Genomic DNA, 24,616 nt, shown 5'->3' with positions numbered 1-24,616 from the left:
TAATTATCTAAAAAAAGAATAAACCAAAAAATTACAATTTAATGAGCAATCCACTTTCAGACAGAATTAACAATTTAGCTACATCACAAACATTAGCGATGGCTGCATTGGCAAGAGAATTAAAAGCACAAGGAAAAGACATTATCAGTTTAAGCTTAGGAGAACCAGATTTCAATACTCCAGATTTTATCAAGGAAGCTGCAAAAAAAGCTATTGACGAAAACTACAGCACATACTCTCCAGTTGACGGATATGGCGATTTAAAAGATGCTATCTGCAGAAAATTCAAAAGAGACAACGGATTAGATTACAAACCATCGCAAATCGTAGTTTCGACAGGAGCAAAACAATCATTATACAACATTGCGCAAGTAATGCTAAATGATGGCGACGAGGTTATCCTGCCTGCACCTTACTGGGTTTCCTATTTTGAAATCGTGAAATTATCTGGAGGAGTTCCTGTAGAAGTTCCAACTTCTGTAGATACTGATTTCAAAATCACGCCAGAACAATTAGAAGCTGCTATCACGCCAAAAACAAAAATGATGTGGTTCTCTTCTCCTTGTAATCCTTCCGGATCTGTTTACAACAGAGAAGAATTAACTGCCTTGGCTAAAGTATTGGAAAAATACCCAAACATATATGTAGTTGCTGACGAAATCTATGAGCATATCAATTTCTCAGGAACTTTCTGCAGTATCGGATCTATTCCTGGAATGTTAGAAAAAACAATTACTGTAAACGGAGTTGCCAAAGCTTTTGCAATGACAGGATACAGAATTGGTTACATTGGAGCACCAGAATTTATCGCTAAAGCATGTACTAAAATCCAAGGGCAAGTAACTTCCGGAGCTAATTCCGTAGCACAACGCGCCACTATTACTGCTGTAGATGCTGATCCAAGCGTATTAAACCACATGGTTCAGGCTTTCCATAGCCGCAGAGATTTAGTTGTTGGTTTATTAAAAGAAATTCCAGGAATCAAAATCAACGTTCCAGAAGGAGCATTCTATGTATTCCCAGACGTTTCTTCTTTCTTCGGAAAAACATTAAAAGGAACCCTTATCAAAGATGCTAACGATTTCTCAATGTATCTTTTGGCCGAAGCTTGTGTTGCAACTGTAACAGGTGATGCTTTTGGAAACCCAAATTGTATCCGTTTCTCTTATGCAACCAGCGATGAATTATTAAAAGAAGCTTTACGCCGAATCAAAGAAGCAGTTACGCTTACCGAAGTTCCTGCATAATATTACATTTGCTTCAAATTACAAGTTCCAGGTTTCAGGTTTCACAACTTGAAAACTGGAACTTTTTTCATTTAAGAAAACCGTTGAGTGTGCTCTCACGCAAACAGACGAATAGGCACACAATACCATTATTCACAAAATAGCAAATAAATACCAAAACCAATTTCAAAAGAATTTCATACAAAAAATGTATTTTTGCTACAATCTAAAACAATATTCCCAATCACAGGAAATTTCAACATATAAAGTTCAAAATAATGAAAATACTACTTCTAGGCTCGGGCGAATTAGGAAAAGAATTTACAATTGCTGCACAACGCATTGGGCAAACCATAATTGCCGTTGACAGTTATGAAAATGCCCCAGCTATGCAAGTAGCACACGGTTTTGAAGTCATCAATATGCTTGATGGAGACGCTCTAGACAAAATCGTAGCCAAACACCAGCCTGATTTTATCGTTCCCGAAATAGAAGCCATCAGAACCGAGCGTTTTTATGATTACGAGAAACAAGGCATTACTGTAGTTCCTTCTGCAAAAGCGGCAAACTTTACCATGAATAGAAAAGCTATTCGGGATTTGGCTGCCAAAGAATTAGGTTTAAAAACTGCTGATTACCGTTATGCCACAACAGCCGAAGAATTACACAAAGGAGTTGAAGCTGTTGGAATGCCATGCGTAGTAAAACCATTAATGTCTTCGTCTGGAAAAGGACAATCAACCATAAAAACCGCTGCTGACATTGACAAAGCATGGCAATATGCCGTAGAAGGCTCCCGTGGCGATGTTGTAGAAGTCATAGTCGAGGCTTTTGTAAAATTCAATTCGGAAATCACCTTATTGACCGTAGTTCAAAACAACAATCCTACTTTGTTTTGCGCGCCAATCGGACACAGACAGGAACGCGGGGATTATCAGGAAAGCTGGCAACCTGCAAAAGTATCTGACAAAGATTTATATGAAGCACAAGACATGGCCGAAAAAGTAACCGAAGCCTTGGGCGGAGCAGGATTGTTTGGCGTGGAATTTTTCCTTGCCGATGACGGTGTTTATTTCTCTGAATTATCACCAAGACCTCACGACACTGGAATGGTTACTTTGGCAGGAACACAGAATTTTAATGAATTCGAATTGCATTTGCGTGCTATTTTGAGCTTGCCCATTTTCGAAATTAATTTAGAAAAAGCAGGAGCCAGCGCTGTAATTTTGGCTTCCGAAAATTCAACAAACCCAACTTTTGCAGGAATAGAAAAAATCGCAGCATTACCCAAAACTGATTTTAGGATTTTTGGAAAACCTACTTCAAGACCATACCGCAGAATGGGTGTGGCTTTAGTCAATGACACTCTAGATACTCCAATTGAAGAAATAGTGGAAAAAGCAAAAGAAGCGGCTCAATTAATTAAAGTGCATTATTAGTTTACCTTTAAATTCATTTTTTCAACACATAGAAACATAGAATTACTCTTTTAAAAAAAGATAAGTTTTAGAAAATACATTTTTACACATAGCGCTATGAAAACTATCTTAAGCAAAGCGTCTTGTATTTTCTGTTTTATTCTATGTTTCTATGTGTTTAAAAGAAAAATATACAAACCCATTAAAAGCTATTTAAAAACCCGAAAAACTGTCGGCGTCATACCGGCATGCTTTTTAAACAGCCTGACAAAATAAGAATAGTCATCGAAACCCAACTCTGTTGCAATTTCGCTGACTGTTCTTTTTTTATCCATCAGCATTCTTTTTGCTTCCAGAATAATTCTGTCCGTAATTACTTGAGTGGTGGTTTTTTTCAAGATTTCATTGCATATTCTATTCAAATGTTTCAGTGTAATATGGAGTTGGGATGCATAAAATGAAGGCGCTTTTTCTGTCCAAAAATATTTTTCCAAAAGCAAATCAAAATCTTTGATTTTCACATTATAGGAATGAGTTTCCAAAACATATTCCTCATTATATTTTCTCGCAATTTCGATATGAATACTGTCCAATAAATTCATAATTTTATCCTGCTTCATGATTTTATTCCCTTGATATTCCTCAAGCATATTATAAAAATAAAACTCCATCGCTTTTGATTCTTCAGCATCAAAAACCATTTCGGGCGAATTACCTAAAGAATAATAAAACGGATAAGCCTCAATTGCTTTTTGCCTAAAATACAAATTGTACATTTCCTGAGAATAAAACACAACAAACCCATCAATATCATCAGACAAACTCCAATGATGCATTTGCCCTGGCTGCAGAAAAAACATACTGCCAGGCTGAATCCCAAAAGTATTAAAATCGATGTCATGCGTTCCTGATCCATTGGTAAAAAGAACCAACACATACGAATTATGCCTATGTGGTTCTTCGACAAAACTGTGATCCACTAAGTGATTTTTGAAGGTATTAATATAGAAATCACTATTAACATCATTACAGTTAAATCGCTGAATCGAATAAATCGGATATTTGCTCATAGTTCCTCCATGTCTTTATTGTCCTATAATTAGCGAATATAGAAAACATCTGTGACACGGATAAAAAATACCTTTGAAAAAAATTTAAAAATGTCACACACACTTGTTCACATCCTAAGTAATGATTGCCCGCATTGTCTTGAAGGAAAAGTATTTAACGAAAAAAATATCTTCTTCAACATTGGCTTTCCAAAAATGAATCCATATTGTCCTCATTGCCAATTCAAATTCGAGAAAGAACCCGGGTATTTCTTTGGTGCCATGTATGTAAACTATGGCTTAACCGTAGCACAGGGAATTGCCACTTATCTAATTGCCCATCAATTTTTCACAGAAACTTTCGACTTAAGAATCATTGCCATTATTACTGCTGTCATTGTATTGATGGCTTCTTTTAACATTCGTCTTTCCCGATTGTTATGGATCTATATGTTTAAGAATTATTCGATTTAGGATATGGAGATAAGTAAAATAGTTAACTTAGTGCTTTCAAGTTAATTTTTTATTTATTCCCAAAGCAAAATAAATGGCACTAATACTCAAAAATATTGCGCAGCATGTAACGCTTACACAGCAAGAACAGGAACTTTTCCTGTCTAAAACAGAAACACAGCAATACAAAGCCAAAACCGTTTTGCTTAATGCAGGCGAAATCTGCAGACAATCTTATTTTGTAAATTCGGGCGTACTGAGAAGTTTCAACATCAACGACAATATTGTAGAACACGTTTTGAGTTTTGCTACAAGCGGCTGGTGGATAAATGACATGTACAGTCTGCTTTCGCAAAAACCGGGAAACCTTTTTATTCAGGTCATAGAAGATGCAGAAGTAATTATATTGTCCAAAGAGAATCAAGAAATTCTGTATAAAGAAATACCGCAGCTTGAGCGTTTTTTCAGGATTTTAATCGAGAATTCATTGGTAGCGCATCAGCAGCGCTTGATGGACAATTTAAGTTTAACTGCCGAAGAGCGTTTTGAAAAATTCTGCAAAAAACACACAAATCTAATCTACAGTGTGCCTCAAAAACAAATTGCGTCCTATCTTGGTGTAACTCCAGAGTTTTTTAGCAAAATGAAAAGTAAAATGTTACGGAAGTAGTTTTAGTCGCAGTCACCGTTTTCAGTCTTGTCAAAATCGATCACCGAACACTAAAATCTGAGCACTGAACACGTTTTCTTAGTTCTTAATCTAGGTTAAGTATAAAACACTAACATCGAATGTAAATTTGTATAACAAAAAACAATAAATTTATATATCATGAAAAATACAGTTTTACACAAAGCAGATACAAGAGGACACGCAGATCACGGATGGTTAAACGCTTATCACAGCTTCAGCTTTGCAAGCTGGTACAATCCGGATAGAGTTCAATTTGGCGCTTTACGCGTTTTAAACGATGACACCGTTGCTGCAGGAATGGGTTTTGGAACACATCCGCACGACAATATGGAAATTATTACTATTCCCTTAGAAGGTGATTTGGCTCACAAAGACAGTATGGGAAATACTGAGACTATCAAAACTGGCGATATACAGGTGATGAGTGCAGGAACTGGAATTCAGCACAGCGAATTCAACCCAAATGCTGATCAGCGCACCAAACTTTTTCAGATTTGGTTATTCCCAAAAGTGAGAAATGTAGAACCGCGTTACCAGCAAATCACTTTAGATACTGCTGAACAAAAAAATAATTTTGCTCAAATATTATCTCCTAATCCAGATGATGCCGGAGTTTGGATTTATCAGGATGCTTGGTTTCACTTAGCCGATTTTAGTGCCGGATTTTCTAAACAGTATGAATTAAAAAAAGCAGGAAACGGACTTTATGTGTTTGTAATTTCTGGAACAATAACTGTTGACGGTCAAGAATTGGAAACACGTGACGGTTTGGGCATAACTGATTTCAAAACTTTGGACATCAAAGCAACCACCGATGCAAAATTTCTGTTAATGGAAATTCCTATGAATTACTGAGAATAGATACTAAGATTTTAAAAAAGCATTAATCGAATTCAGATTATTTGTAAATAAATTAGGTTGCTCAATAATCCTGCAAGGTTCAAAAATACCTTGCAGGAAAACTGAATAAAACAATAGATTGTATAATCATATTTAGAATCTCAGAAACTCAGATCCTTAGAAACTTAAAAAAAACATGAACGAAGAAGTAAAACTAGAACTAACCAACAAAAACGGTTTTTTTCACATAGACAGTAACGGTAAGACAGAAGCTAAAATGACTTTTGTATTTGCGGGACCAGATAAAATTATCATCGATCATACCGAAGTAAACGAAGGTAATAACGGAAAAGGCTATGGAAAAAAAATGGTAGCCAAAGCAGTAGAATTTGCAAGAGAAAAAAACATCAAAATCATTCCTCTTTGTCCTTTTGCAAAAAAAGTTTTTGACAAAACTCCCGAATTTAGAGACGTATTATAATGGAAAATCTTTTTGAAAATGACATCCTTGGCCACATAGGCACTCAAAAATACTTGTGTGCTATTACGTGGAGAAATGGGCAATTCCTTATGGACGAACCCGAAAATGTTGGCGGTAAAGATTTAGGAATGGATCCGTTTTCTACTCTATTGGCTTCTTTGGCGGGTTGTACCCTTTCAACTCTAAGAATGTACATCGACCGAAAAGAATGGATAATCCCAGAAATAAACATTTCACTAAATTTATATCAGGAAACCGTAAGCGGTGAATTGACAACAACCATTAGAAGAAACATCACTTTTTCGGGAGAAGTTAGTGCCGAGCAAAAAGACCGATTATTAATCATTGCTGATAAATGTCCTATTTCAAAATTACTTAAAGGAAAAACAATTATTAACACTACACTTTAACCATGGATCCCAAAAACATCAAAAAAGAATATACCAATGGCGAAGTAACCATCGTGTGGCAAGCCGGAAAATGCATTCATTCCGGAAATTGTGTCCGAAATAATCCTGACGTATTCAAACCTAAAGAGCAACCATGGATTACTCCCGAAAACTCGACGACAGAAAAAATTATTGAAACTATCAATAAATGCCCATCGGGAGCATTAAGCTTTTATCTTAACAAAACTATTTAGACCAAAGTGAATAGTAATCATCAAAAACGAAAATCTTTAATCCTCATTCAGTTTCCGAATCACTTTAGCAGGATTACCAACTGCTAAAGAATTTTCGGAAATATCTTTGATTACTACCGATCCGGCTCCAATAACACAACCTGATCCAATAGTAACTCCGGGACAAATTATCGAATTCCCTCCTATCCAGCAATCATCGCCTATCGATACGGGTTTTGAACTTTCGACCGTTCTTCTCTCAATAGCATTGAGCGGATGGGTTGCGGTATAAATATGCACACCCGGTGCAAAAAAAACATTATTTCCAATGGTCACTTTCATCGTATCCAAAACTACACAATTGACATTGAAATACACATTCTCCCCCGAATGGATATTGTACCCATAATCACAGTGAAATGGAGGTTCAATGTATAATCGTTTATGGGAATTCGGCATTAGTTCCCGAAGAATGGCACGTGATTTTCCATTCATCAGATATTCGGTAACATTCAATTTGTGTAATAGCTTCTTGGCTTTGGTACGTTCTTCAGTAAGCTGTTTATCATTGGCAAAATAAATTTCGCCCAAAAGCATTTTCTCTTTTTCGGTCATTTTAAAAAAAACATATTTTTAAGAAACCCTAAAAAAGTATTGAGTTGGTTTCTATATTTAACATTATCTGCTGCTTCACAAAACAAATGCAAGGTAACAATTGTTCATTAAGTGCTCTAACAATCTATAAAAACAATCTAATTATAAAACCCGCTGGGTGTAATTATAAAAACTAAAATCTTGCACAACTCATTTATGCAGTTATTTTTTACTATCCAGTAAAGCTTCAAGCAATTCGGCCATATCAACTACGGCATAAGTAGACGAATAATCGGATAAGGCATAAGGCAATATAAGGCTGTTATTATGAATTATGGAACCACAGGAATAAACAACATTGGGTACATAGCCTTCACGCTCTTCTTCCAAAGGAGTTAGCAAAGGTTCGGAAAGTCTTCCAATTTCTTTAGACGGATCATCCAAATCAAATAATGAAGCCCCTATACAATAACGTCTCATCGCTCCAACACCATGTGTAATTACTAACCAGCCCTGCTCTGTCCATAAAGGAGAACCGCAATTTCCAACCTGTGTAAATTCCCAAGCATATTTAGGCTTCTGAATAAGCTGCGGATTCTTCCATTCATTTGGTCTTGGCGAATACATTAAATAATTATTGACTCCATCCATTCGTCCCAACATAGCATATTCACCCTTGATTTTCTTAGGAAATAAAGCCATTCCTTTCCCAGTTGATCCTTCACCATATAAAGGCATCACTCGAAAAGTATAAAAATCTTCGGTTGTAATCAATTTTGGAAGAATGGTATGCCCATTATAAGCAGTATAAGTTCCCATTATGCTTTCGGAACCGTCATCATCTCTAAAACGAACAAAACGCGCATCTTCAATTCCACGGCTTTCTGCTTCAGATATTGGAAATATTACGCGCTCGGAAATATCAGAATCACATTTGAAATGTATATCATAGAAAGAATTCATTAACCATAACACTTCTTCAAAAGCTTCTTTCTTTTCTTTATTAATATTCGGATTCGCTAATTCATTTTTCAGCAAATCCTTTAGCACTGAATATTCAAACACTTCGGGCAGGTCAAGTAATATAGAAGAATAAATATCGAGTGTATGCATTTCTGTTAATTTGGACAGAATTCGATTTTTATTGAACATCATTTTGTGCAAGACCTCAGCTTTTTCGATACTGTCACCACTCCGCATCATCCTAAGGTTATTATCTCTATCAATAATTCCTCTGCGGAATACAATCGATGAAACGTGTCCTTCCCCTGTTGCACGAAACGAAATAACAACCCGTTTTTCTCCTTTCTCCAAACCTGACTGATCAAAATCTTCGACTATAGAAGGATTAAAAAATGCTGCCGATTCAATCGAATATTCCATAGTGAAATAAGAACCAATGAGCATTTTTCTTTCATCAGTCAAATCTGCATCATTAACCTGCATGTGCCTTATTATATGCTTAACTTTATCGTAATGCTTATAAAATAAATCAGAAATATTACGATGCCGTCTGGCAAACTCTCTGTTTATTTGTTCCAAAGTATTATTGACTTCGAGATTGCTCATCATCAATATGCGTCCAATCAATTCTTTTGTCCGCTCTTCTCCATTCATAAAATATCTGGCAACAACTCTACTAGAATCAGGTAGAAATTTTACATTTTTTCGAGTAACAGAAACTTTCATAGATTTTGTTTTTAATTATAAGACAACGGTAATGCTTTTCGGTTATTGCAAAAAAATCCAATTTATCAATTCCTGTCACCACTGCATCTCTTGAAAAAGATACAACAGATACTAAAAATTATTAGGATTAAATCGTAGCGGGAGTTCTATTTTTTATCAATTTATCCCAAAAAATCTTCTGTTTTAAAAAAGCTTTAAATGAAGAAAAAACCACGGTTTCAGTTATAAAGCACTATCAAATATACAAAATAAAAAATTGATTTAGAATCAATTACACTTGACAATACATTCAATCATCAATAGACTTGATTGCATTAAAAAAGGATATTATGAAAACTGGATTTGCATGAGGGATCGAAGCGGCATCCTTTTCTTTTCCTCCTTTAGGAAAAGAAAAGATACAGCAAAGAGCCCGACCCTTGTGGGCATGCCCTAATTATTCGTATATGAAAAGTGAATTATCTTATTTTGGGTTGTGGCAAGGGTACAAACTCTGTTTCATTGGGAACTTTTGGAAACGTTTGATCGATCCAGTCTTGCTTTGCTTTTTCAATTACAGCTTTATCTGAATGCACAAAATTCCAATAGATGAAATGTTCTTCGGGAAATGGTTCTCCTCCAAAAATATAGACGGTACAGTTCTCACTCATTTCAAACTGGCAAAGACTGCTTTCCTTAGCAACCAAAATTTGTTTTGAAGCATAGATGTTTCCATCGTTTTTAATTTCGCCTTCCAGAATATACAAGGCGCTTTCTCCAAAAAGGTCTTTGCCTATATTCAGGGTCGCTTTGGCAGTGCTTTTAATTTCTATCAGATACAAAGGACTGTAAATAGGGACAGGCGATTTTTTTCCAAAAGCCTCACCTGCAATTAGTTTCACAGTAACATTATCTTGTTGCCATTCTGGGATGTCTTTGGCTTCGACATGAACAAATGAAGGTTCAATGTTTTCTTTTTCCTTTGGCAACGCAACCCAAATTTGCAGACCATGAAGACTTTTATCGGTAGTTCGCAAATACTCCGGTGTCCGTTCCGAATGCACCACTCCTTTTCCTGCAGTCATCCAATTGACCGCACCGGGTGTGATTTCCATTTCGGTACCCACGCTGTCCCTATGCAATATGGCTCCTTCAAACAAATAAGTAAGTGTTGAAAGTCCGATGTGGGGATGCGGAGGCACATCTAAGTTTTGATAATCTTTGAGTAGAGCTGGCCCCATATGGTCCAAAAACACAAAAGGTCCTACTGCTCGTTTTTCACGAAAAGGTAACAGCCTGCCCACAAGAAAGTTTCCAATATCGGCAGCTCGTTCTTCTATGATTAATCCAATGTTTGACATGTTTATATCGTTTTTTTTTAATTCGCTTAAATTAATTATTTATGTACTAAGTTACAAAGGCAAAATGAAATAACACTGTATCAACTATAAATATACATTGCGGTAACATTTTTATCCTTTTTGACCCATTTTAGAACCACAAACATTAAGATATCATCAATAAAAAGATTTAAAATTACTTATTTAAGAGTATTACAGCGTATTTTTAATAAATTATTATCATTAAAATTCGTTAAATGATGTTTTTTTTTCAATATTTGTATAAACGGAATTATGTCATAAAAAAAACTTCTTATGTCCATAAAAATAGCCATTTCCCACAAAACAACTTATAAATTTGACCGAAGTGTTAAATTATTCCCGCATGTTTTCAGGCTTCGTCCTGCTGTGCATTCAAGAACAGCTATAGAAGGGTATTCTTTTAAAATCAGCCCTGAGGATCATTTCATCAATTGGCAGCAAGATCCCTTTGGAAATTACCAAGCCAGAATTGTTTTTCCTGATAAAATCAAAGAATTAAAAGTAGAAGTAGAAGTAATTGCAAAACTTCAAGTCATTAACCCATTTGATTATTTTGTAGAAGAATATGCTCAGAAGTTTCCGTTTAAATACGACAATGTACTCGAACAGGAATTGGTTCCTTATTTGAAATTAAGTGAAGAAAGTCCAACATTCTTAAAATATATTGAAACTATTAAATTAAATGATTCCATAGAAATAAATGATTTTTTAGTTTACCTCAACCAAGAAGTCTATAAAATGCTTACCTACAATCTGCGGATGGAAGCTGGCGTGCAGACACCCGAACAAACATTAAGGCTAAAAAGCGGTTCCTGCAGAGATTTTGCCTGGCTGTTAATTCATATTTTACGCCATTTTGGTTTAGCGGCACGTTTTGTTTCTGGTTATATTGTACAATTAGCACCCGATATAAAATCTCTTGACGGCCCATCTGGACCCGAAAATGATTTTACCGACTTACATGCTTGGGTTGAAGTTTATCTTCCTGGTGCTGGCTGGATTGGACTTGATCCAACTTCCGGGCTTTTTGCAAGCGAAGGACATATTCCATTATGCTGTACGCCTCATTATGAAAGCGCCGCGCCGGTAACAGGTGCAACAGAAAAATGTGAAGTAAGTTTTGATTTTGAAAACAAAGTAACCCGTATTCATGAAGACCCAAGGGTAACCAAACCTTATTCTGACAGGCAATGGGGAGATATCATGGCGGTAGGAAATATTGTTGAAAAGGATTTAATTGAAGGTGATGTCCGCCTGACAATGGGCGGAGAACCGACTTTTATTTCTATTGATGATTTTGAGGGTGCCGAATGGAACACTGCTGCAGACGGACCGCTGAAACGAAAACTGGCCTACGATTTAGCGCTGCGTTTAAAACAGCGGTTTGCTCACGGTGGCCTACTGCATTTTGGGCAGGGAAAATGGTATCCCGGAGAATTATTCCCCCGCTGGCAATATGGATTATACTGGAGAAAGGACGGATTTCCTTTGTGGAAAAATGATGCTCTGGTAGCAAAAGAAGGTGAAACGCAATTTACTTTTCACGATGCTGAAAAATTTGCTGTCGAATTGACCAAATTTTTAGGAATTGACACTAAAAATATATTACCCGCCTACGAAGATCCAATTTATTGGGCTCTTGAAGAAGGCAAACTTCCAGTGAATTTAGACCCATTGAAAGTGAATTTAAAGGATTCTGTTGAACGCCATAATCTTGCAAAGGTTTTAGAAAAAGGCTTAAATAATCCATCGGGTTTTGTTTTACCAATACGAAAAGATTACACTCAGGATAATTGGGAAAGCTGTGCCTGGGAATTTAGAAGAAGAAATTGTTTTTTAATTCCTGGAAATTCACCAATCGGTTTGCGTTTACCTTTAGATTCCCTGCCAAAAATTTCCAAAAACAAAAGAGAAAAGGTTGTAGACAGAAGCTTATTTGAAGATCTGCCTACTTTGGGCGATTACTCAGAAAAAGTAAAAAATAGGTACGGAACTGTTTCAAAGATTTTTGAAGCAGTCAAAAAGGTTTTGTCCAAAAAAGAAGATAAAAAAGAAGAAGGCTCCTTATTGTTTGAAGTTGATACTTTCATTACAGCAATGTGCGTACAAGAACGCGACGGAATGCTGTACATTTTTCTGCCGCCAACTGATTATTTAGAAGATTATATAGACTTAATAACTTCGATAGAAAATACTGCCGAAAAATTACAAATGCCTGTAAGAATTGAAGGGTATCAGCCAAAGACGGATTACAGAGTGGAAAAAATGATGGTTACTCCAGACCCTGGCGTAATTGAAGTGAATGTGCATCCGGCCAAATCTTGGCAGGAAATTGTAGACAACACGACGGCGCTGTATGAAGAAGCATTTCTATCCCGTTTAGCTACCGATAAATTTATGGTAGATGGCCGTCATACCGGAACTGGAGGAGGAAATCACGTAACATTAGGCGCAGAAAAACCAGAGGACAGTCCGCTATTGAGAAGGCCTGATTTATTGCGAAGCTTAATTACCTATTGGCAGCATCATCCGGTTTTAAGTTACCTCTTTGCGGGACCTTTTATTGGCCCGACAAGTCAAGCGCCTCGTATTGACGAAGGCCGTGACGAGCGTCTCTATGAAATGGAAATTGCCTTTGAACAAATCCCAAAAGACAGAGAAGTTCCTTTTTGGATGGTGGATCGAATTTTTAGAAACCTATTGACAGATATCACAGGAAACACGCACCGCACGGAGTTTTGCATCGATAAGTTATACTCTCCAGATTCGTCAACAGGACGTTTGGGAATATTAGAATTAAGAGCTTTTGATATGCCTCCACACAAACACATGAATTTAGTTCAAAATTTATTAGTTCGTTCCTTAGTCGCTAAATTCTGGAAAAACCCATACGAGAAAAAACTGATCCGTTGGGGAACTGAACTTCATGATAAATTTTTATTGCCACATTTTGCCTATCTGGATATGATTGATGTGGTTAACGATTTGAAAGATGCTGGCTATAATTTTGACATTTCATGGTTTGATCCTTTCTTCGAGTTTAGATATCCGCACCATGGTAACGTGACTATCGATAATATCCAATTAGAAATCAGATTGGGTATAGAACCTTGGCACGTCCTTGGCGAAGAACTGTCAAGCACTGGAACTGCCCGATTTGTAGATTCCTCATTGGAACGTTTGCAGGTAAAAGTCTCTGGAATTGTGCCCGATCGCCATATTTTATTATGCAAAGGATGCCGAATCCCATTAAGAAGCACAGGAACCAAAGGCGAATATGTGGCAGGAATACGCTATAAATCATGGAATCCGCCATCTGCACTGCATCCTAATATTGGAATTGATGTTCCGCTTGTTTTTGACTTAGTAGATACTTGGAACAATAAAGTAATTGGCGGCTGTACTTATTTTGTAACGCATCCCGGCGGAAGAAGTTTTGACAGTTTCCCCGTAAATAGTTTTGAAGCAGAATCAAGAAAAATAAGCCGTTTTTGGGATTTCGGACATACACCTTCTTCAGCACTTGAGGATGAGGAAAAAGAGAAAGAAATAATTTCAAACAGTACCGCAACATCCCGTTTTTTAGTAGAATCGAAATCAGAACTAAGACTTGACACCCCTATAGAACTCATTAATCCTGAATACCCTTACACTTTAGATTTAAGACATTATTGGAAAGCAAAAGAATAGGACAATTGCATTGTTGTTCGCTTTAAAAACTATTATTTTGCCAATTATAAAAACGCAATTCATTTACAATTAACAAATGATTCAAGATATTTCATTAGGACTGCTCCATTCATATAAAGAAAAAATCAATTCTTACGACGAAGTGCTTGACCAAAATGGTGAAATAAAACCGTATTGGAAAGGACTTTTTGACACCTTAGAATCTATTGGAATTGATGAATTAGAATTACGCAATCAGGAAATCGTAAAAAAATTAAAAGAAAACGGAGTTACATATAATGTTTATGATGCTAATCAGGAATCAAATCGTGCCTGGAAACTGGATCCTATTCCGTTTCTGATTCACGAATCGGAATGGAAAACTATTGAAAAAGGATTAAAGCAGAGAGCTCACTTATTAGATTTAATTCTAAAAGATCTTTATGGCCCTCAATTATTAATCAAAAACGCCATAATTCCTGCCGAATTGGTTTTTGATAATTCGGGTTTTCTCTTACCTTGTTTTGACATTAAACAAAAATCGAACAAACAATTACTGAATTATGCGGTAGATTTAGCCCGTGGCCCTGACGGAAAAATGTGGCTGTTAGATAACAGAACCCAAGCTCCTTCTGGTGCAGGATATGCGCTCGAGAATAGAATTGTAATGAGTAAAGTGATTCCTGAACTCAATGAAAAAACCTATCGAAAAAGACTTTCTCCCTACTTTAGCCAATTACAGCAAACCGTTGACACATTAGGCAATAACACCAATGAAAACCCAAATGTGGTTTTCCTGACTCCTGGTCCAGAAAACGAAACCTATTTTGAGCACGTTTATCTTTCCTCTTATTTAGGTTACACTTTAGTGCAGGGGAATGATTTATTAGTTAGAGATGGTTTTGTCTGGCTAAAATCTATCGATCAACTGGAAAGAGTTGATGTAATTATCAAAAGATTGGATGATGTATGGTGTGACCCATTGGAATTACGCAGAGATTCTTTGCTCGGAATTCCTGGTTTACTGCAGGTGATCCGTTTAGGAAATGTTTCCGTCGTGAATCCTCCCGGAACGAGTATTTTAGAGAATTACGGCTTGATGGCTTTTATGCAAAACGCTTGTAAATTTTTACTAAAAGAACCTTTGTTAATCAGCTCTATTGCTACTTGGTGGTGCGGACAAACCAAAGAATTAGACTTTGTTTTAGCCAATTTGCCAAAACTAATCATAAAAAAGACCAACAGAAAACAAGGTTTCAGATCAATTTATGCGCGTTTATTGAACAAGGAACAGCTTGAAGATTTAAAAAATCTCATTCGTAAAAACCCTAAAGATTATGTGGCCCAAGAGGAAGTGAGTTTATCCACGACTCCTGCCTTTGTTAATGGAGCAATAGAACCAAGGTATGCGGCAATCCGTGCTTTTTTAATAGCAGACGGAGATGATTACCAAGTAATGCAGGGCGGTTTGACCAGAAGTTCGGCAGTGAAAGACAAGTTTGAAATTTCGAACCAATTAGGCGGAATCTCTAAAGACACTTGGATCATTACAGATACACCAACAGAATATCAGGAAAAAACGGTTGAACGAAAAAACTCCAACAACCAGCTTAATAATTCGCTGACCAGCCGAAATGCCGAAAACCTGTTTTGGCTGGGCCGTTTGTCCGAAAGAACTATGGCTTTGCGCAGTTTCCTGAAAATCATTCTGAACAGACTGAACGAAAATGTAGTTAAACACGGCGACGAACAGCCTGAATTTTTAATCGTTTTATTAAAATCCCTGACCCATCTTACACAAACTTATCCTGGATTTGTCGGGAAAGAAGCCAAAGACGGAGAAGTAGTTGACAACAATGCCATTTTTATAAATCCAATTACAGAATTACTACTGCTTATTAACGATCCAAAAAAAGTTGGTTCAGTCGTTTATAATATGCAGTCATTGCTCAACACTATTAATCAAGTCAGTGAAAAATGGAACAACGACACCCGGCAGATTATCAATTTACTGGAAGACATCCATTTGACGCTTAAAAAAACCAATAACATCAATCATGTTAATCATGCTTTAGACAAACTGCATATTCGTCTTTTTTCATTTTATGGAAATATATACGAAACATTGCCTCGGGACAATGGTTTTTATCTAATGGAAGCTGGTAAAAATGTAGAACGTATTTTATCTTTAATTTCGGTTTTCCGTTCTGCTTTCAACTACAAAAAAACTGAGGAAGATGAAGCCGTTTTGATGGAAGCAATATTAGAAAATCATCATTTATTGGCACAATACCGAAATATTTACAAATCATATTTGAATTTGAAAGCTGTGATTAATATGGTTTTTTTAGAAAAAAACCTGACTTACACGCTTTCTTTCTTATTAAACACTCTTACTCATTATCTTTCAAAATTACCCAAAACCAATGAACCAAACCGATTGAGCATTGCCGAAAAATCAGCTTTGAAAGCCAACACAATTATTAACTTAATTGATGCCGAAAACCTGATACAAGTAGATGAAATGACACAATTTCGTCCAGAATTAGACCAAACGCTTTCGGATGTTTTTGAACTAATCTGCAATGTTTCCAACAATTTATCCAGCCTATATTTTAATCATTCCGTGATACAGCATTCTGTTTTAGACACACTTGAAAATAGCGAATCCGATGAAATATAAATTAAAACATCAAACTCTTTATACCTACGTAAATGAGGTACACAATTATCAAAGTATCTTGTGTCTTCAGCCTCAAAATTCTGCGAAACAGATATGTAAAAATTTCAAGATAGAAATTGAGCCTAAACCCTCTAAAATATATTCCCGCACGGATTATTTTGGAAACATCCAGCATTATTTTTCGCTTCATCAATCGCATAAATCGCTAAAAGTTACTGTTTCCAGTGAAGTCGAAGTATTAAAAAATGCAACGCAGCTGCCTTTAAATTCAATAACCTGCGAAGAAGCCAGACTAAAATTTACAACCGACCGCGCTCTCAAAATTGAAGTTTTACAATATCAGCTGCCGAGTCAATTTATTGCTTGGGATGAAGAAATCACCGCTTTTGCAGAAAGCTGTCTGCTTCCAAAAATGCCTCTTTTTGATGCTGTATTAAATTTAATCAAAAAAATATATACTGAGTTCCAATTCAAATCCGGTTCCACCAATGTCAATACACCGCTGAAGACTGTCCTTAAAGAACGGAAAGGTGTTTGTCAGGATTTCTCTCATTTGGCAATTGCCAGTCTGCGCAGCGTGGGAATTCCTGCGAAGTATGTAAGCGGTTATATTGAAACATTGCCTCCAATAGGGAAACCCAAATTAGAAGGTTCTGATGCTTCACACGCTTGGATATCCGTTTATATTCCAGAGATGGGATGGTGCGAATTTGACCCGACCAACAATATGATTCCGCAACAGCGTCATATTGTAACCGCTTATGGAAGAGATTTTGCCGATGTATCACCGCTAAAAGGAATTATTTTTAGTTCCGGAGATCACAAAGTAAAAGTTGAGGTGGACGTGATCCGTTTGGGTTAATTTGGCTCTTTTATCATTGAAATTTTATAACAATTTCTTGTTTTGTTATAAGTTTAGAGCTTCATAGTTTTTATAACTTCGTTCTTAATAACAGTAAAGAGCCACAATTAATTTTTTAATACAAAAGATTATCAAAAAGCATCCACTTTTAACGCCGGGAAAAGCCTCTGTACTTGATTTAGATACAGCAAATGCCCTATTTGCCGAAATTACAAAATCGGGGTTGCCTTTTGGCTATCAACAGGCCAACTGCCATAATATTTCACATTACATTAGGCTATTATTAGCATCTAAAGGTTATGAATGTGCCAAAATTTGGGTTTTTGCCCCCATTGTATATTCCTCTTCAAATAGCCAGCAGATTTCTTTTATTGACAAAAAAAACATCTCTCCAACTGGAACTATCGATTGGGGCTATCATGTAGCTCCAGTAATTGAGGTCAAAATTAATGGTAAAGCACGCAAAATGGTTATTGACTTAGGATTATTTCCTAATGGAATTGTCAGATACAGGACTTGGCTTGCCAAATTAAATACCAAAAAACTCATTTATTTAATTATGGATTCTGAATGGTATTTATACAATTCCTCGATGATTACAAATGCGCAGCTAAATCATGAGAATAATGAATCAGATTCAAACCAGCCCAATATTAAACTTCCCGATTGGTTTTCGGACAAGCATATTACTGATTTCTTTAAATATGAAGAAGATGCATTGGAACAGCATTGGATCGAAAAAGGATTGGCAGTAAACGAAACGGCTATGACTTTTTATGACGCTGAAATCAAACCAATACTTGATTCAGAACAGCATCAGGATTTAGCTACAGATTATAAAATGCTGGCTGGAAATGTTTTTAATTTTGAAACCATTTTTAGAGATAATAATTGGAACTACGAGATGAATAACGACTTTCAATTGAAACATCAGGACATCATCGCTAAATATCGTGAAATTTATTCTTCGAATCTCAATAAGTGGCAAGAAAAGTTCTCTTTGGTAGAAACTTTTAATTAGGATTGATAGTAAACAAAAAAGTGATATCTAAACACCTATAGCTGTACTGATTTTTACGCTTTTTATTTCTTAATCTAGATTAAGTGCCGTACCTGTATGGTTGCCGTAAATTTGTCTTATCAAAATGAAACAAATAAATTATTTAAACAATAAAAATAAAATTATGGCAACTACAAAATGGACAATCGATCCAACACACACAGAAATTGGTTTTAAAGTAAAACACATGATGTTTACTAATGTTTCAGGTACATTTGGAACTTATGATGCGACAATCACAACAGAAGATGATAAGTTCGAAAATGCAGACATTGAATTCTCAGCGGACATCAATTCTATCAGTACCAATAATACTGACAGAGACAATCACTTGAAAAGCGGTGACTTTTTTGATGCAGAAAACCATCCTAAACTAACTTTCAAAGCAACTTCATTTACTAAAAGTGGTGATGATTATGAATTAACAGGTGATTTGAGTTTAAGAGGCGTTACAAAATCAGTAAAACTTCCTGCAGAATTCAGCGGTTTGATGAAAGACCCTTGGGGAAATACCAAAGCGGGATTAAACATTTCCGGAAAAATAAACCGTAAAGATTGGGGATTGAACTGGAACTCTGCTTTAGAGACTGGCGGTGTTTTGGTAGGCGAAGAAGTTCGTTTGAATATCGAATTACAATTAATAAAATTATAAATCATTTCGCAAAACCGATTTTCTACATACACAAACCTCCATACTTAACTGACAAGTATGGAGGTTTTGTTTTATCTCACTTTTATCTTTCGATATAAATCCTAAAAAAATACTATTTTTGCATCCCGATTGAAAGTAATTTTTCAATCTTTAAATTTTTAATCTTTAAATTAAAGAAATGAAAGCATACGTATTTCCAGGTCAAGGCGCACAATTCACAGGAATGGGCAAAGACTTATATGAAAACTCACCGTTAGCAAAGGAATTATTCGAAAAAGCAAATAACATTTTAGGTTTCCGTATTACAGATATTATGTTTGACGGTACAGCCGAAGAATTGAAAGAAACTAAAGTTACGCAGCCAGCTGTTTTTTTACACTCAGTAATCTTAGCTAAAACTTTGGAAGATTTCAAACCGGAAATGGTTGCAGGACACTCATTAGGTGAATTTTCAGCATTGGTTGCTAATGGTGCTTTGTCATTTGAAGACGGTTTAAAATTAGTTTCGCAACGTGCGCTGGCAATGCAAAAAGCTTGTGAAATAACACCTTCAACAATGGCTGCTGTTCTTGGATTAGCTGATAATATCGTTGAAGAAGTTTGCGCTTCGATAGATGGAGTTGTGGTTGCGGCAAATTACAACTGTCCTGGACAATTAGTAATCTCCGGAGAATTTTCTGCAGTAGAGAAAGCTTGCGAAGCAATGAAAGCCGCTGGCGCAAAACGCGCTTTATTATTGCCAGTTGGGGGAGCATTTCACTCGCCAATGATGGAACCGGCAAGAGAAGAATTAGCTGCAGCTATTGAAGCAACAACATTTTCTGCTCCCATTTGCCCGGTATATCAAAACGTGACAGCATCTGCCGTTTCTGATCCAGACGAAATCAAGAAAAACTTAATTATTCAATTGACAGCTCCTGTAAAATGGACGCAGTCCGTACAACAAATGATTGCTGACGGCGCAACTTTGTTCACCGAAGTTGGTCCTGGAAAAGTACTGGCTGGATTAATTGGAAAAATTAACAAAGAAGCTGTGACGGCGAATGCTTAAAATTCAGATTGCAGACTGCAGAATTTAGATTTCAGTATAAAACAGAATCCTCATAAACTTATGTTTGTGGGGATTTTTTGTTAGTAACATTTACAATTCTTTGACTTCTTCACAATGATTATTAATAATCATAGCAATCAAATAATTCCGATTGCTTATTCGAAGAAGGCATACTAAGTTGTTCGACAAAAGATAGTCCAAGAGAGTTTCAGCATCTCTATAGCTTATTTTTATTGTTGTTTTTTATTACTGTTATTTTGTAATCCATAATTAATTTAAACAATCTAAAATAAAAATAAAGTTTATATTTAAATTGTACATTATCAATAATCCATTGAGGTTTTTGTTTTCTAATATAGGCAGTTTGTATAATTGCTTCCTTAACAACTTTAGTATCAATATACCCAACCTTTGATTTTAAAATTTCATTCCCTTTGGTAACTTCATTAACTTTATAACCTTCTAATAATAAAAAGCCAAAACCACAATAAATGGCATTAATTTCTGTTAATAATTCATTTTCTTTTTCACTCTTTTTTTCTATGCCATATTTTCTAATTAATTGATAATGTGACATTTCGTGAGCTAAAATAGCCACTTTTTGCTTAAATGTATATTACTTTAATAGGTTCAGTAATGAGAAGCTGAATTCTCATCAAATCAGCAATGGTTTGAAGTTTTTTTTCTATATCAATAGAAATATTAAATTGCGCCTTAAAGTAATAATGTGTTAATTGATAATTTAGTTGAGTTGGCTTTTTTGATAAATTATTTTTTAAAAACCGAACAATTTCTCTAATTTCTTCCCTATCACATTCGTAATATATGTCTGTCAAAATATTATTATTATTTTTAGATGATAAAACATTTTTTTATTGCCCGATCGTATACTGATACCACAATCGTAAAACTGATAATCACTGGTTTCTCATAGATCATCAAAACAAATATAATTGAATTCTTTTCAAATCATTATCCAAATTTGCTAAATTTCTTTCAGAACTACAATACTCATCATTGAAAAGTATATAAACCAATCCGTAAACATTTTAAAAATTGCTCTTTAAATATTATTTTCCTAAGGATACATACGCTTTTATTCTTTTATGCATTTCAGCCTTAAACTCTTCTGGTGTATAACCATTTTTAACTTCTTCATCAAAATCAAAAGTATCCCTGTCAATCCCTTTAAATTTAATCTTCGAAGTTTCATAAACCACAGAAGGTTCTTCTACTTTGGTTATTTTCGGATTTTCTTTTTTAGAATTCATAACTTTTGTTTTACTTTACGAATTTAAACCAAAAAATCTTAAACTATCAACTGATAATTTAAGATTCTATTTTTTGTCTTAATACTTAGTACTAAAATCTTAATACGAATCAAGAACGAATCTTCTGCTCCCATTTCCAGGCGCTTTCCATCGCTTCGTCTAATGTTGATTCTGCTTTCCAGCCCAAAACATTATTCGCTTTATCGGTATTGGCGTAAGCCGAAGTAATATCTCCTTCTCTGCGGCCTACAATTTTATAAGGCAGTTTTTGTCCGCTCACTTTCTCGAAAGCCTGAATCACTTCCAAAACTGAACTCCCTGTTCCTGTTCCCAGATTAAACGTTTCTACTTTATCTAAGTTTTCCTTATTCAGCAAACGCTGCAAAGCGATAACATGGGCTTTCGCCAAATCGACTACGTGAATATAATCGCGTACTGCTGTTCCGTCGAGTGTAGGATAATCATCTCCAAAAACCGATAATTCTTTTCGCAAACCAAAACCAGTTTGCGTAATAAATGGCACTAAATTTTGTGGAACTCCTAATGGTAATTCCCCTATTTCTGCCGAAGGATGAGCTCCAATTGGATTAAAATAACGCAGTAAAATTGCATTAATATTAGTAACTTTTGCAGTATCTATAATGATTTCTTCTCCTATTTGCTTGGTATTTCCATAAGGTGACATTGCAATTTGAACAGAAGCCTCTTCATTAATAGGCATTTCTTCGGCCTGACCGTAAACAGTACAGGACGAACTAAAAATAAAATTAGCCTTTGCTTTTGGCTGTTGCTGCAACTCTTGGAGCAAATAAACCAAAGTATTAATATTGTTTTCATAATACAGCAACGGATTTTCAACACTTTCTCCGACTGCTTTTGAAGCCGCAAAATGAATTACTCCTGAAATATCCTGATGCTTTTTGAAAAAATCCTGTACTTTTTGTTTATCGCGTAAATCTATATTTTCAAAAGCAGTATTAATTCCTGTAATAGCTGCAATACCGTCCAAAACTTCTATAGAAGAATTTGAAAGATCATCAATAATAATTACTTCAAAACCTTGATTTTGCAATTCAACAACAGTATGTGAACCAATAAAACCTAAACCGCCAGTTACCAATATTTTCATCTTATTTTTTTTACGAAGGTAATTTATAAGCTTGTCTGGCAATAAGCAGCCATTTATTTTCCTGCTTTTGCCAAATAAGCATAATCCCAATTTTAATATCTTTATCCACACCGCCATCTTTAGTATGAGCCACTAAATTGTGGCGGACTATTGCTGCGTCTCTAACAATTTCGATGGTTTGATTTTGAAATTCAATTGTCACGAAATCAGATTCACCATTCACGATTTTCTCTATAAAAACAGCTTGATTCTGAATATTTCCGCTTGAATGCCCATAGCTTAAACCTTCAGAAGTTAGTTCCTTCAGCTTTTTCCCATCGGCATCAATCATGGCCTGACGCAAAACTTCAACACGAGCTGCAACGGCTATTATTTCTTTGGATTTTGAACTATTTTGAGCAAAACCTAAAAATTGAAATAAAACTGCCGCAATGGCTGTAAAAAAGTATTTCATCAATTATTATTTAAAAATTCCAAAACACTATCTGTGATAAATTTTATTTGCTCATCGTCTAATTCGGTATGCATTGGCAAAGCAATCACTTCTTTTACCAATTGATTCGTTACTGGAAAATCTTCTTCTTTATAACGAGAATCAACGTAAGCTTTTTGCGAATGCAATGGAATTGGATAATAAATGGCACAAGGAATTCCTTTGTCCAACAAATGCTGCATCAAAGCATCCCTGTCTGCATCGATAATTCGCAGTACATATTGATGAAAAACGTGGTCATCACCATTGAAATCAAATACTGGAACAACAATATTTTTATTACCCTCAAAAGCCAAATTGTATTTTGACGCTGCTAATCTGCGTGCCGTATTGTATTCGTTCAAAAATGGTAATTTAGCATTTAAAACTCCAGCCTGAATACTATCTAATCTTGAATTAACACCCACCACATCATGATGATAACGCTCATACATTCCGTGATTTACTATACCTCTAATTTTGTGTGCCAAAGCATCATCATTGGTAAAAATAGCACCGCCGTCACCATAACATCCTAAATTTTTAGAAGGAAAAAATGAAGTTGAACTCACATGCCCGATAACTCCAGCTTTCTTTTTGGTTCCGTCAGCGAAAGTATAATTAGCTCCAATAGCTTGTGCATTATCTTCGATTACATACAGATTATGCTCTTTGGCAATCGCCATAATTTCGTCCATATTAGCCGCACGTCCAAATAAATGTACCGGCACAATTGCTTTCGTTTTTGGCGTGATTGCTTTTTTGATTGCTTCAATACAAATATTCATGTTTACCAGATCAACATCCACCAAAACGGGCGTCAATTGTAATAAGGCAATAACTTCAACAGTAGCTGCAAAAGTAAAATCGGCAGTAATCACCTCATCACCAGGCTTCAAATCCAAACCCATCATTGCAATCTGCAGAGCGTCAGTTCCGTTTGCGCAGGGAATTACGTGTTTTACATCGAGATATTCTTCGAGATTTTTTTGAAATTGATGAACTTGCGGACCATTAATATACGTATTGGTATCCAAAACTTCTTGAATCGAAGCGTTTACAGTTGCTGCAATTTTATCATATTGACTTTTTAAGTCAACCATTTGTATTTTTTTCATGTATTCTTTTTTAGCATCCTATCTCTTAACAGGAACAATTAATTGAAGTAAGCCTGCCCCAAGATCAAATTTTACCACAAATTAGCTTCTCTAAAACAAGCACCACAAAAATAGTTATTTAATGAGTTTAAACCAATCAAACCCACAATAAAAAACATTTTTCCAATGAAATAAAAGTGGGTTCCTGACAACCAAAATTTAAACATTCTTCAAGGAAGAAAATAA

At 35.6% G+C, this 24,616-nt stretch carries 23 protein-coding genes; 14 read left to right on the top strand and 9 right to left on the bottom strand.

The genetic code is table 11. The features are described 5' to 3' along the window. Nucleotides 1-41: 41 nt before the first annotated feature. Nucleotides 42-1,247 carry a pyridoxal phosphate-dependent aminotransferase gene (locus AC1DVP_RS04920; RefSeq protein ID WP_477182421.1) on the top strand — a complete coding sequence of 402 codons (1,206 nt, stop codon included), beginning with the start codon at nucleotides 42-44 and terminating at the stop codon, nucleotides 1,245-1,247. A gap of 257 nt (nucleotides 1,248-1,504) precedes the next feature. Continuing rightward, nucleotides 1,505-2,665 (top strand): formate-dependent phosphoribosylglycinamide formyltransferase, encoded by a 1,161-nt coding sequence (purT, locus tag AC1DVP_RS04915; RefSeq protein WP_477182420.1) that lies wholly within the window; start codon nucleotides 1,505-1,507, stop codon nucleotides 2,663-2,665. Between the two features lie 188 nt (nucleotides 2,666-2,853). Here purT and AC1DVP_RS04910 read toward each other — a convergent pair whose 3' ends face one another. Beyond that, nucleotides 2,854-3,714 carry an AraC family transcriptional regulator gene (locus AC1DVP_RS04910; protein ID WP_477182419.1) on the bottom strand — a complete coding sequence of 287 codons (861 nt, stop codon included), beginning with the start codon at nucleotides 3,712-3,714 and terminating at the stop codon, nucleotides 2,854-2,856. A 90-nt stretch (nucleotides 3,715-3,804) separates the two neighbouring features. Between AC1DVP_RS04910 and AC1DVP_RS04905 the strand changes: the two genes are divergently transcribed. From AC1DVP_RS04905 to AC1DVP_RS04880, 6 genes are all read left to right on the top strand, one after another. Beyond that, on the top strand, nucleotides 3,805-4,167 hold the full coding sequence (locus AC1DVP_RS04905; RefSeq protein ID WP_477182418.1) for a DUF983 domain-containing protein: 363 nt from the start codon (nucleotides 3,805-3,807) through the stop codon (nucleotides 4,165-4,167). Between the two features lie 73 nt (nucleotides 4,168-4,240). Then, entirely contained in the window at nucleotides 4,241-4,816 is a 576-nt protein-coding gene (locus tag AC1DVP_RS04900; RefSeq protein ID WP_477182417.1) for a Crp/Fnr family transcriptional regulator, read from the top strand. 159 nt (nucleotides 4,817-4,975) lie between these two features. Continuing rightward, nucleotides 4,976-5,692: a pirin family protein gene (locus tag AC1DVP_RS04895; protein ID WP_477182416.1), complete on the top strand. Its 717-nt coding sequence runs from the start codon at nucleotides 4,976-4,978 to the stop codon at nucleotides 5,690-5,692. Between the two features lie 181 nt (nucleotides 5,693-5,873). Continuing rightward, a complete protein-coding gene (locus AC1DVP_RS04890; RefSeq protein ID WP_477182415.1) occupies nucleotides 5,874-6,158 on the top strand; it encodes a GNAT family N-acetyltransferase in 285 nt (94 codons plus the stop codon). Then, nucleotides 6,158-6,568, top strand: a complete 411-nt coding sequence (locus AC1DVP_RS04885; protein ID WP_477182414.1) for an OsmC family protein — start codon at nucleotides 6,158-6,160, stop codon at nucleotides 6,566-6,568. The genes AC1DVP_RS04890 and AC1DVP_RS04885 overlap by 1 nt, the downstream gene beginning before the upstream one ends. A gap of 2 nt (nucleotides 6,569-6,570) precedes the next feature. Continuing rightward, nucleotides 6,571-6,801 (top strand): (4Fe-4S)-binding protein, encoded by a 231-nt coding sequence (locus tag AC1DVP_RS04880; protein WP_477182413.1) that lies wholly within the window; start codon nucleotides 6,571-6,573, stop codon nucleotides 6,799-6,801. 36 nt (nucleotides 6,802-6,837) lie between these two features. Here AC1DVP_RS04880 and AC1DVP_RS04875 read toward each other — a convergent pair whose 3' ends face one another. From AC1DVP_RS04875 to AC1DVP_RS04865, 3 genes are all read right to left on the bottom strand, one after another. After that, nucleotides 6,838-7,395, bottom strand: coding sequence for a sugar O-acetyltransferase (locus tag AC1DVP_RS04875; protein ID WP_477182412.1), 558 nt, complete (start codon nucleotides 7,393-7,395; stop codon nucleotides 6,838-6,840). A gap of 201 nt (nucleotides 7,396-7,596) precedes the next feature. Continuing rightward, nucleotides 7,597-9,063, bottom strand: coding sequence for a glycoside hydrolase family 130 protein (locus tag AC1DVP_RS04870; protein WP_477182411.1), 1,467 nt, complete (start codon nucleotides 9,061-9,063; stop codon nucleotides 7,597-7,599). 458 nt (nucleotides 9,064-9,521) lie between these two features. After that, complete coding sequence (locus AC1DVP_RS04865; protein ID WP_477182410.1) at nucleotides 9,522-10,403, bottom strand: pirin family protein; 882 nt, start codon at nucleotides 10,401-10,403, stop codon at nucleotides 9,522-9,524. A gap of 294 nt (nucleotides 10,404-10,697) precedes the next feature. Between AC1DVP_RS04865 and AC1DVP_RS04860 the strand changes: the two genes are divergently transcribed. From AC1DVP_RS04860 to fabD, 6 genes are all read left to right on the top strand, one after another. Then, nucleotides 10,698-14,114 (top strand): transglutaminase family protein, encoded by a 3,417-nt coding sequence (locus tag AC1DVP_RS04860; protein WP_477182409.1) that lies wholly within the window; start codon nucleotides 10,698-10,700, stop codon nucleotides 14,112-14,114. 76 nt (nucleotides 14,115-14,190) lie between these two features. Further along, complete coding sequence (locus AC1DVP_RS04855) at nucleotides 14,191-16,776, top strand: circularly permuted type 2 ATP-grasp protein (protein ID WP_477182408.1); 2,586 nt, start codon at nucleotides 14,191-14,193, stop codon at nucleotides 16,774-16,776. Then, nucleotides 16,766-17,638 (top strand): transglutaminase family protein, encoded by an 873-nt coding sequence (locus AC1DVP_RS04850; protein WP_477182407.1) that lies wholly within the window; start codon nucleotides 16,766-16,768, stop codon nucleotides 17,636-17,638. Before AC1DVP_RS04855 ends, AC1DVP_RS04850 begins: the two co-directional genes overlap by 11 nt. Before the next feature lie 106 nt (nucleotides 17,639-17,744). After that, nucleotides 17,745-18,659, top strand: coding sequence for a protein-glutamine glutaminase family protein (locus AC1DVP_RS04845; protein ID WP_477182516.1), 915 nt, complete (start codon nucleotides 17,745-17,747; stop codon nucleotides 18,657-18,659). A 163-nt stretch (nucleotides 18,660-18,822) separates the two neighbouring features. Then, complete coding sequence (locus AC1DVP_RS04840; RefSeq protein WP_477182406.1) at nucleotides 18,823-19,350, top strand: YceI family protein; 528 nt, start codon at nucleotides 18,823-18,825, stop codon at nucleotides 19,348-19,350. A 178-nt stretch (nucleotides 19,351-19,528) separates the two neighbouring features. Continuing rightward, nucleotides 19,529-20,401, top strand: a complete 873-nt coding sequence (gene fabD, locus AC1DVP_RS04835; RefSeq protein ID WP_477182405.1) for an ACP S-malonyltransferase — start codon at nucleotides 19,529-19,531, stop codon at nucleotides 20,399-20,401. Between the two features lie 217 nt (nucleotides 20,402-20,618). Here the strand turns inward: fabD and AC1DVP_RS04830 are convergent, their stop codons facing one another. From AC1DVP_RS04830 to AC1DVP_RS04810, 5 genes are all read right to left on the bottom strand, one after another. Then, nucleotides 20,619-20,999, bottom strand: coding sequence for a hypothetical protein (locus tag AC1DVP_RS04830; RefSeq protein WP_477182404.1), 381 nt, complete (start codon nucleotides 20,997-20,999; stop codon nucleotides 20,619-20,621). 472 nt (nucleotides 21,000-21,471) lie between these two features. Further along, nucleotides 21,472-21,672: a hypothetical protein gene (locus AC1DVP_RS04825; RefSeq protein WP_477182403.1), complete on the bottom strand. Its 201-nt coding sequence runs from the start codon at nucleotides 21,670-21,672 to the stop codon at nucleotides 21,472-21,474. 109 nt (nucleotides 21,673-21,781) lie between these two features. Next, nucleotides 21,782-22,801, bottom strand: a complete 1,020-nt coding sequence (gene galE, locus AC1DVP_RS04820; protein ID WP_477182402.1) for a UDP-glucose 4-epimerase GalE — start codon at nucleotides 22,799-22,801, stop codon at nucleotides 21,782-21,784. Between the two features lie 10 nt (nucleotides 22,802-22,811). Beyond that, complete coding sequence (locus AC1DVP_RS04815) at nucleotides 22,812-23,255, bottom strand: nuclear transport factor 2 family protein (RefSeq protein WP_477182401.1); 444 nt, start codon at nucleotides 23,253-23,255, stop codon at nucleotides 22,812-22,814. Beyond that, entirely contained in the window at nucleotides 23,255-24,391 is a 1,137-nt protein-coding gene (locus tag AC1DVP_RS04810) for a DegT/DnrJ/EryC1/StrS family aminotransferase (RefSeq protein WP_477182400.1), read from the bottom strand. The genes AC1DVP_RS04815 and AC1DVP_RS04810 overlap by 1 nt, the downstream gene beginning before the upstream one ends. Between the last annotated feature and the right edge of the window lie 225 nt (nucleotides 24,392-24,616).

This window comes from Flavobacterium sp. P3_A6, from assembly GCF_056403035.1.
The sequence above is the reverse complement of the archived record's forward strand: the minus strand, read 5'-3'. Positions and strand labels throughout refer to the sequence as shown.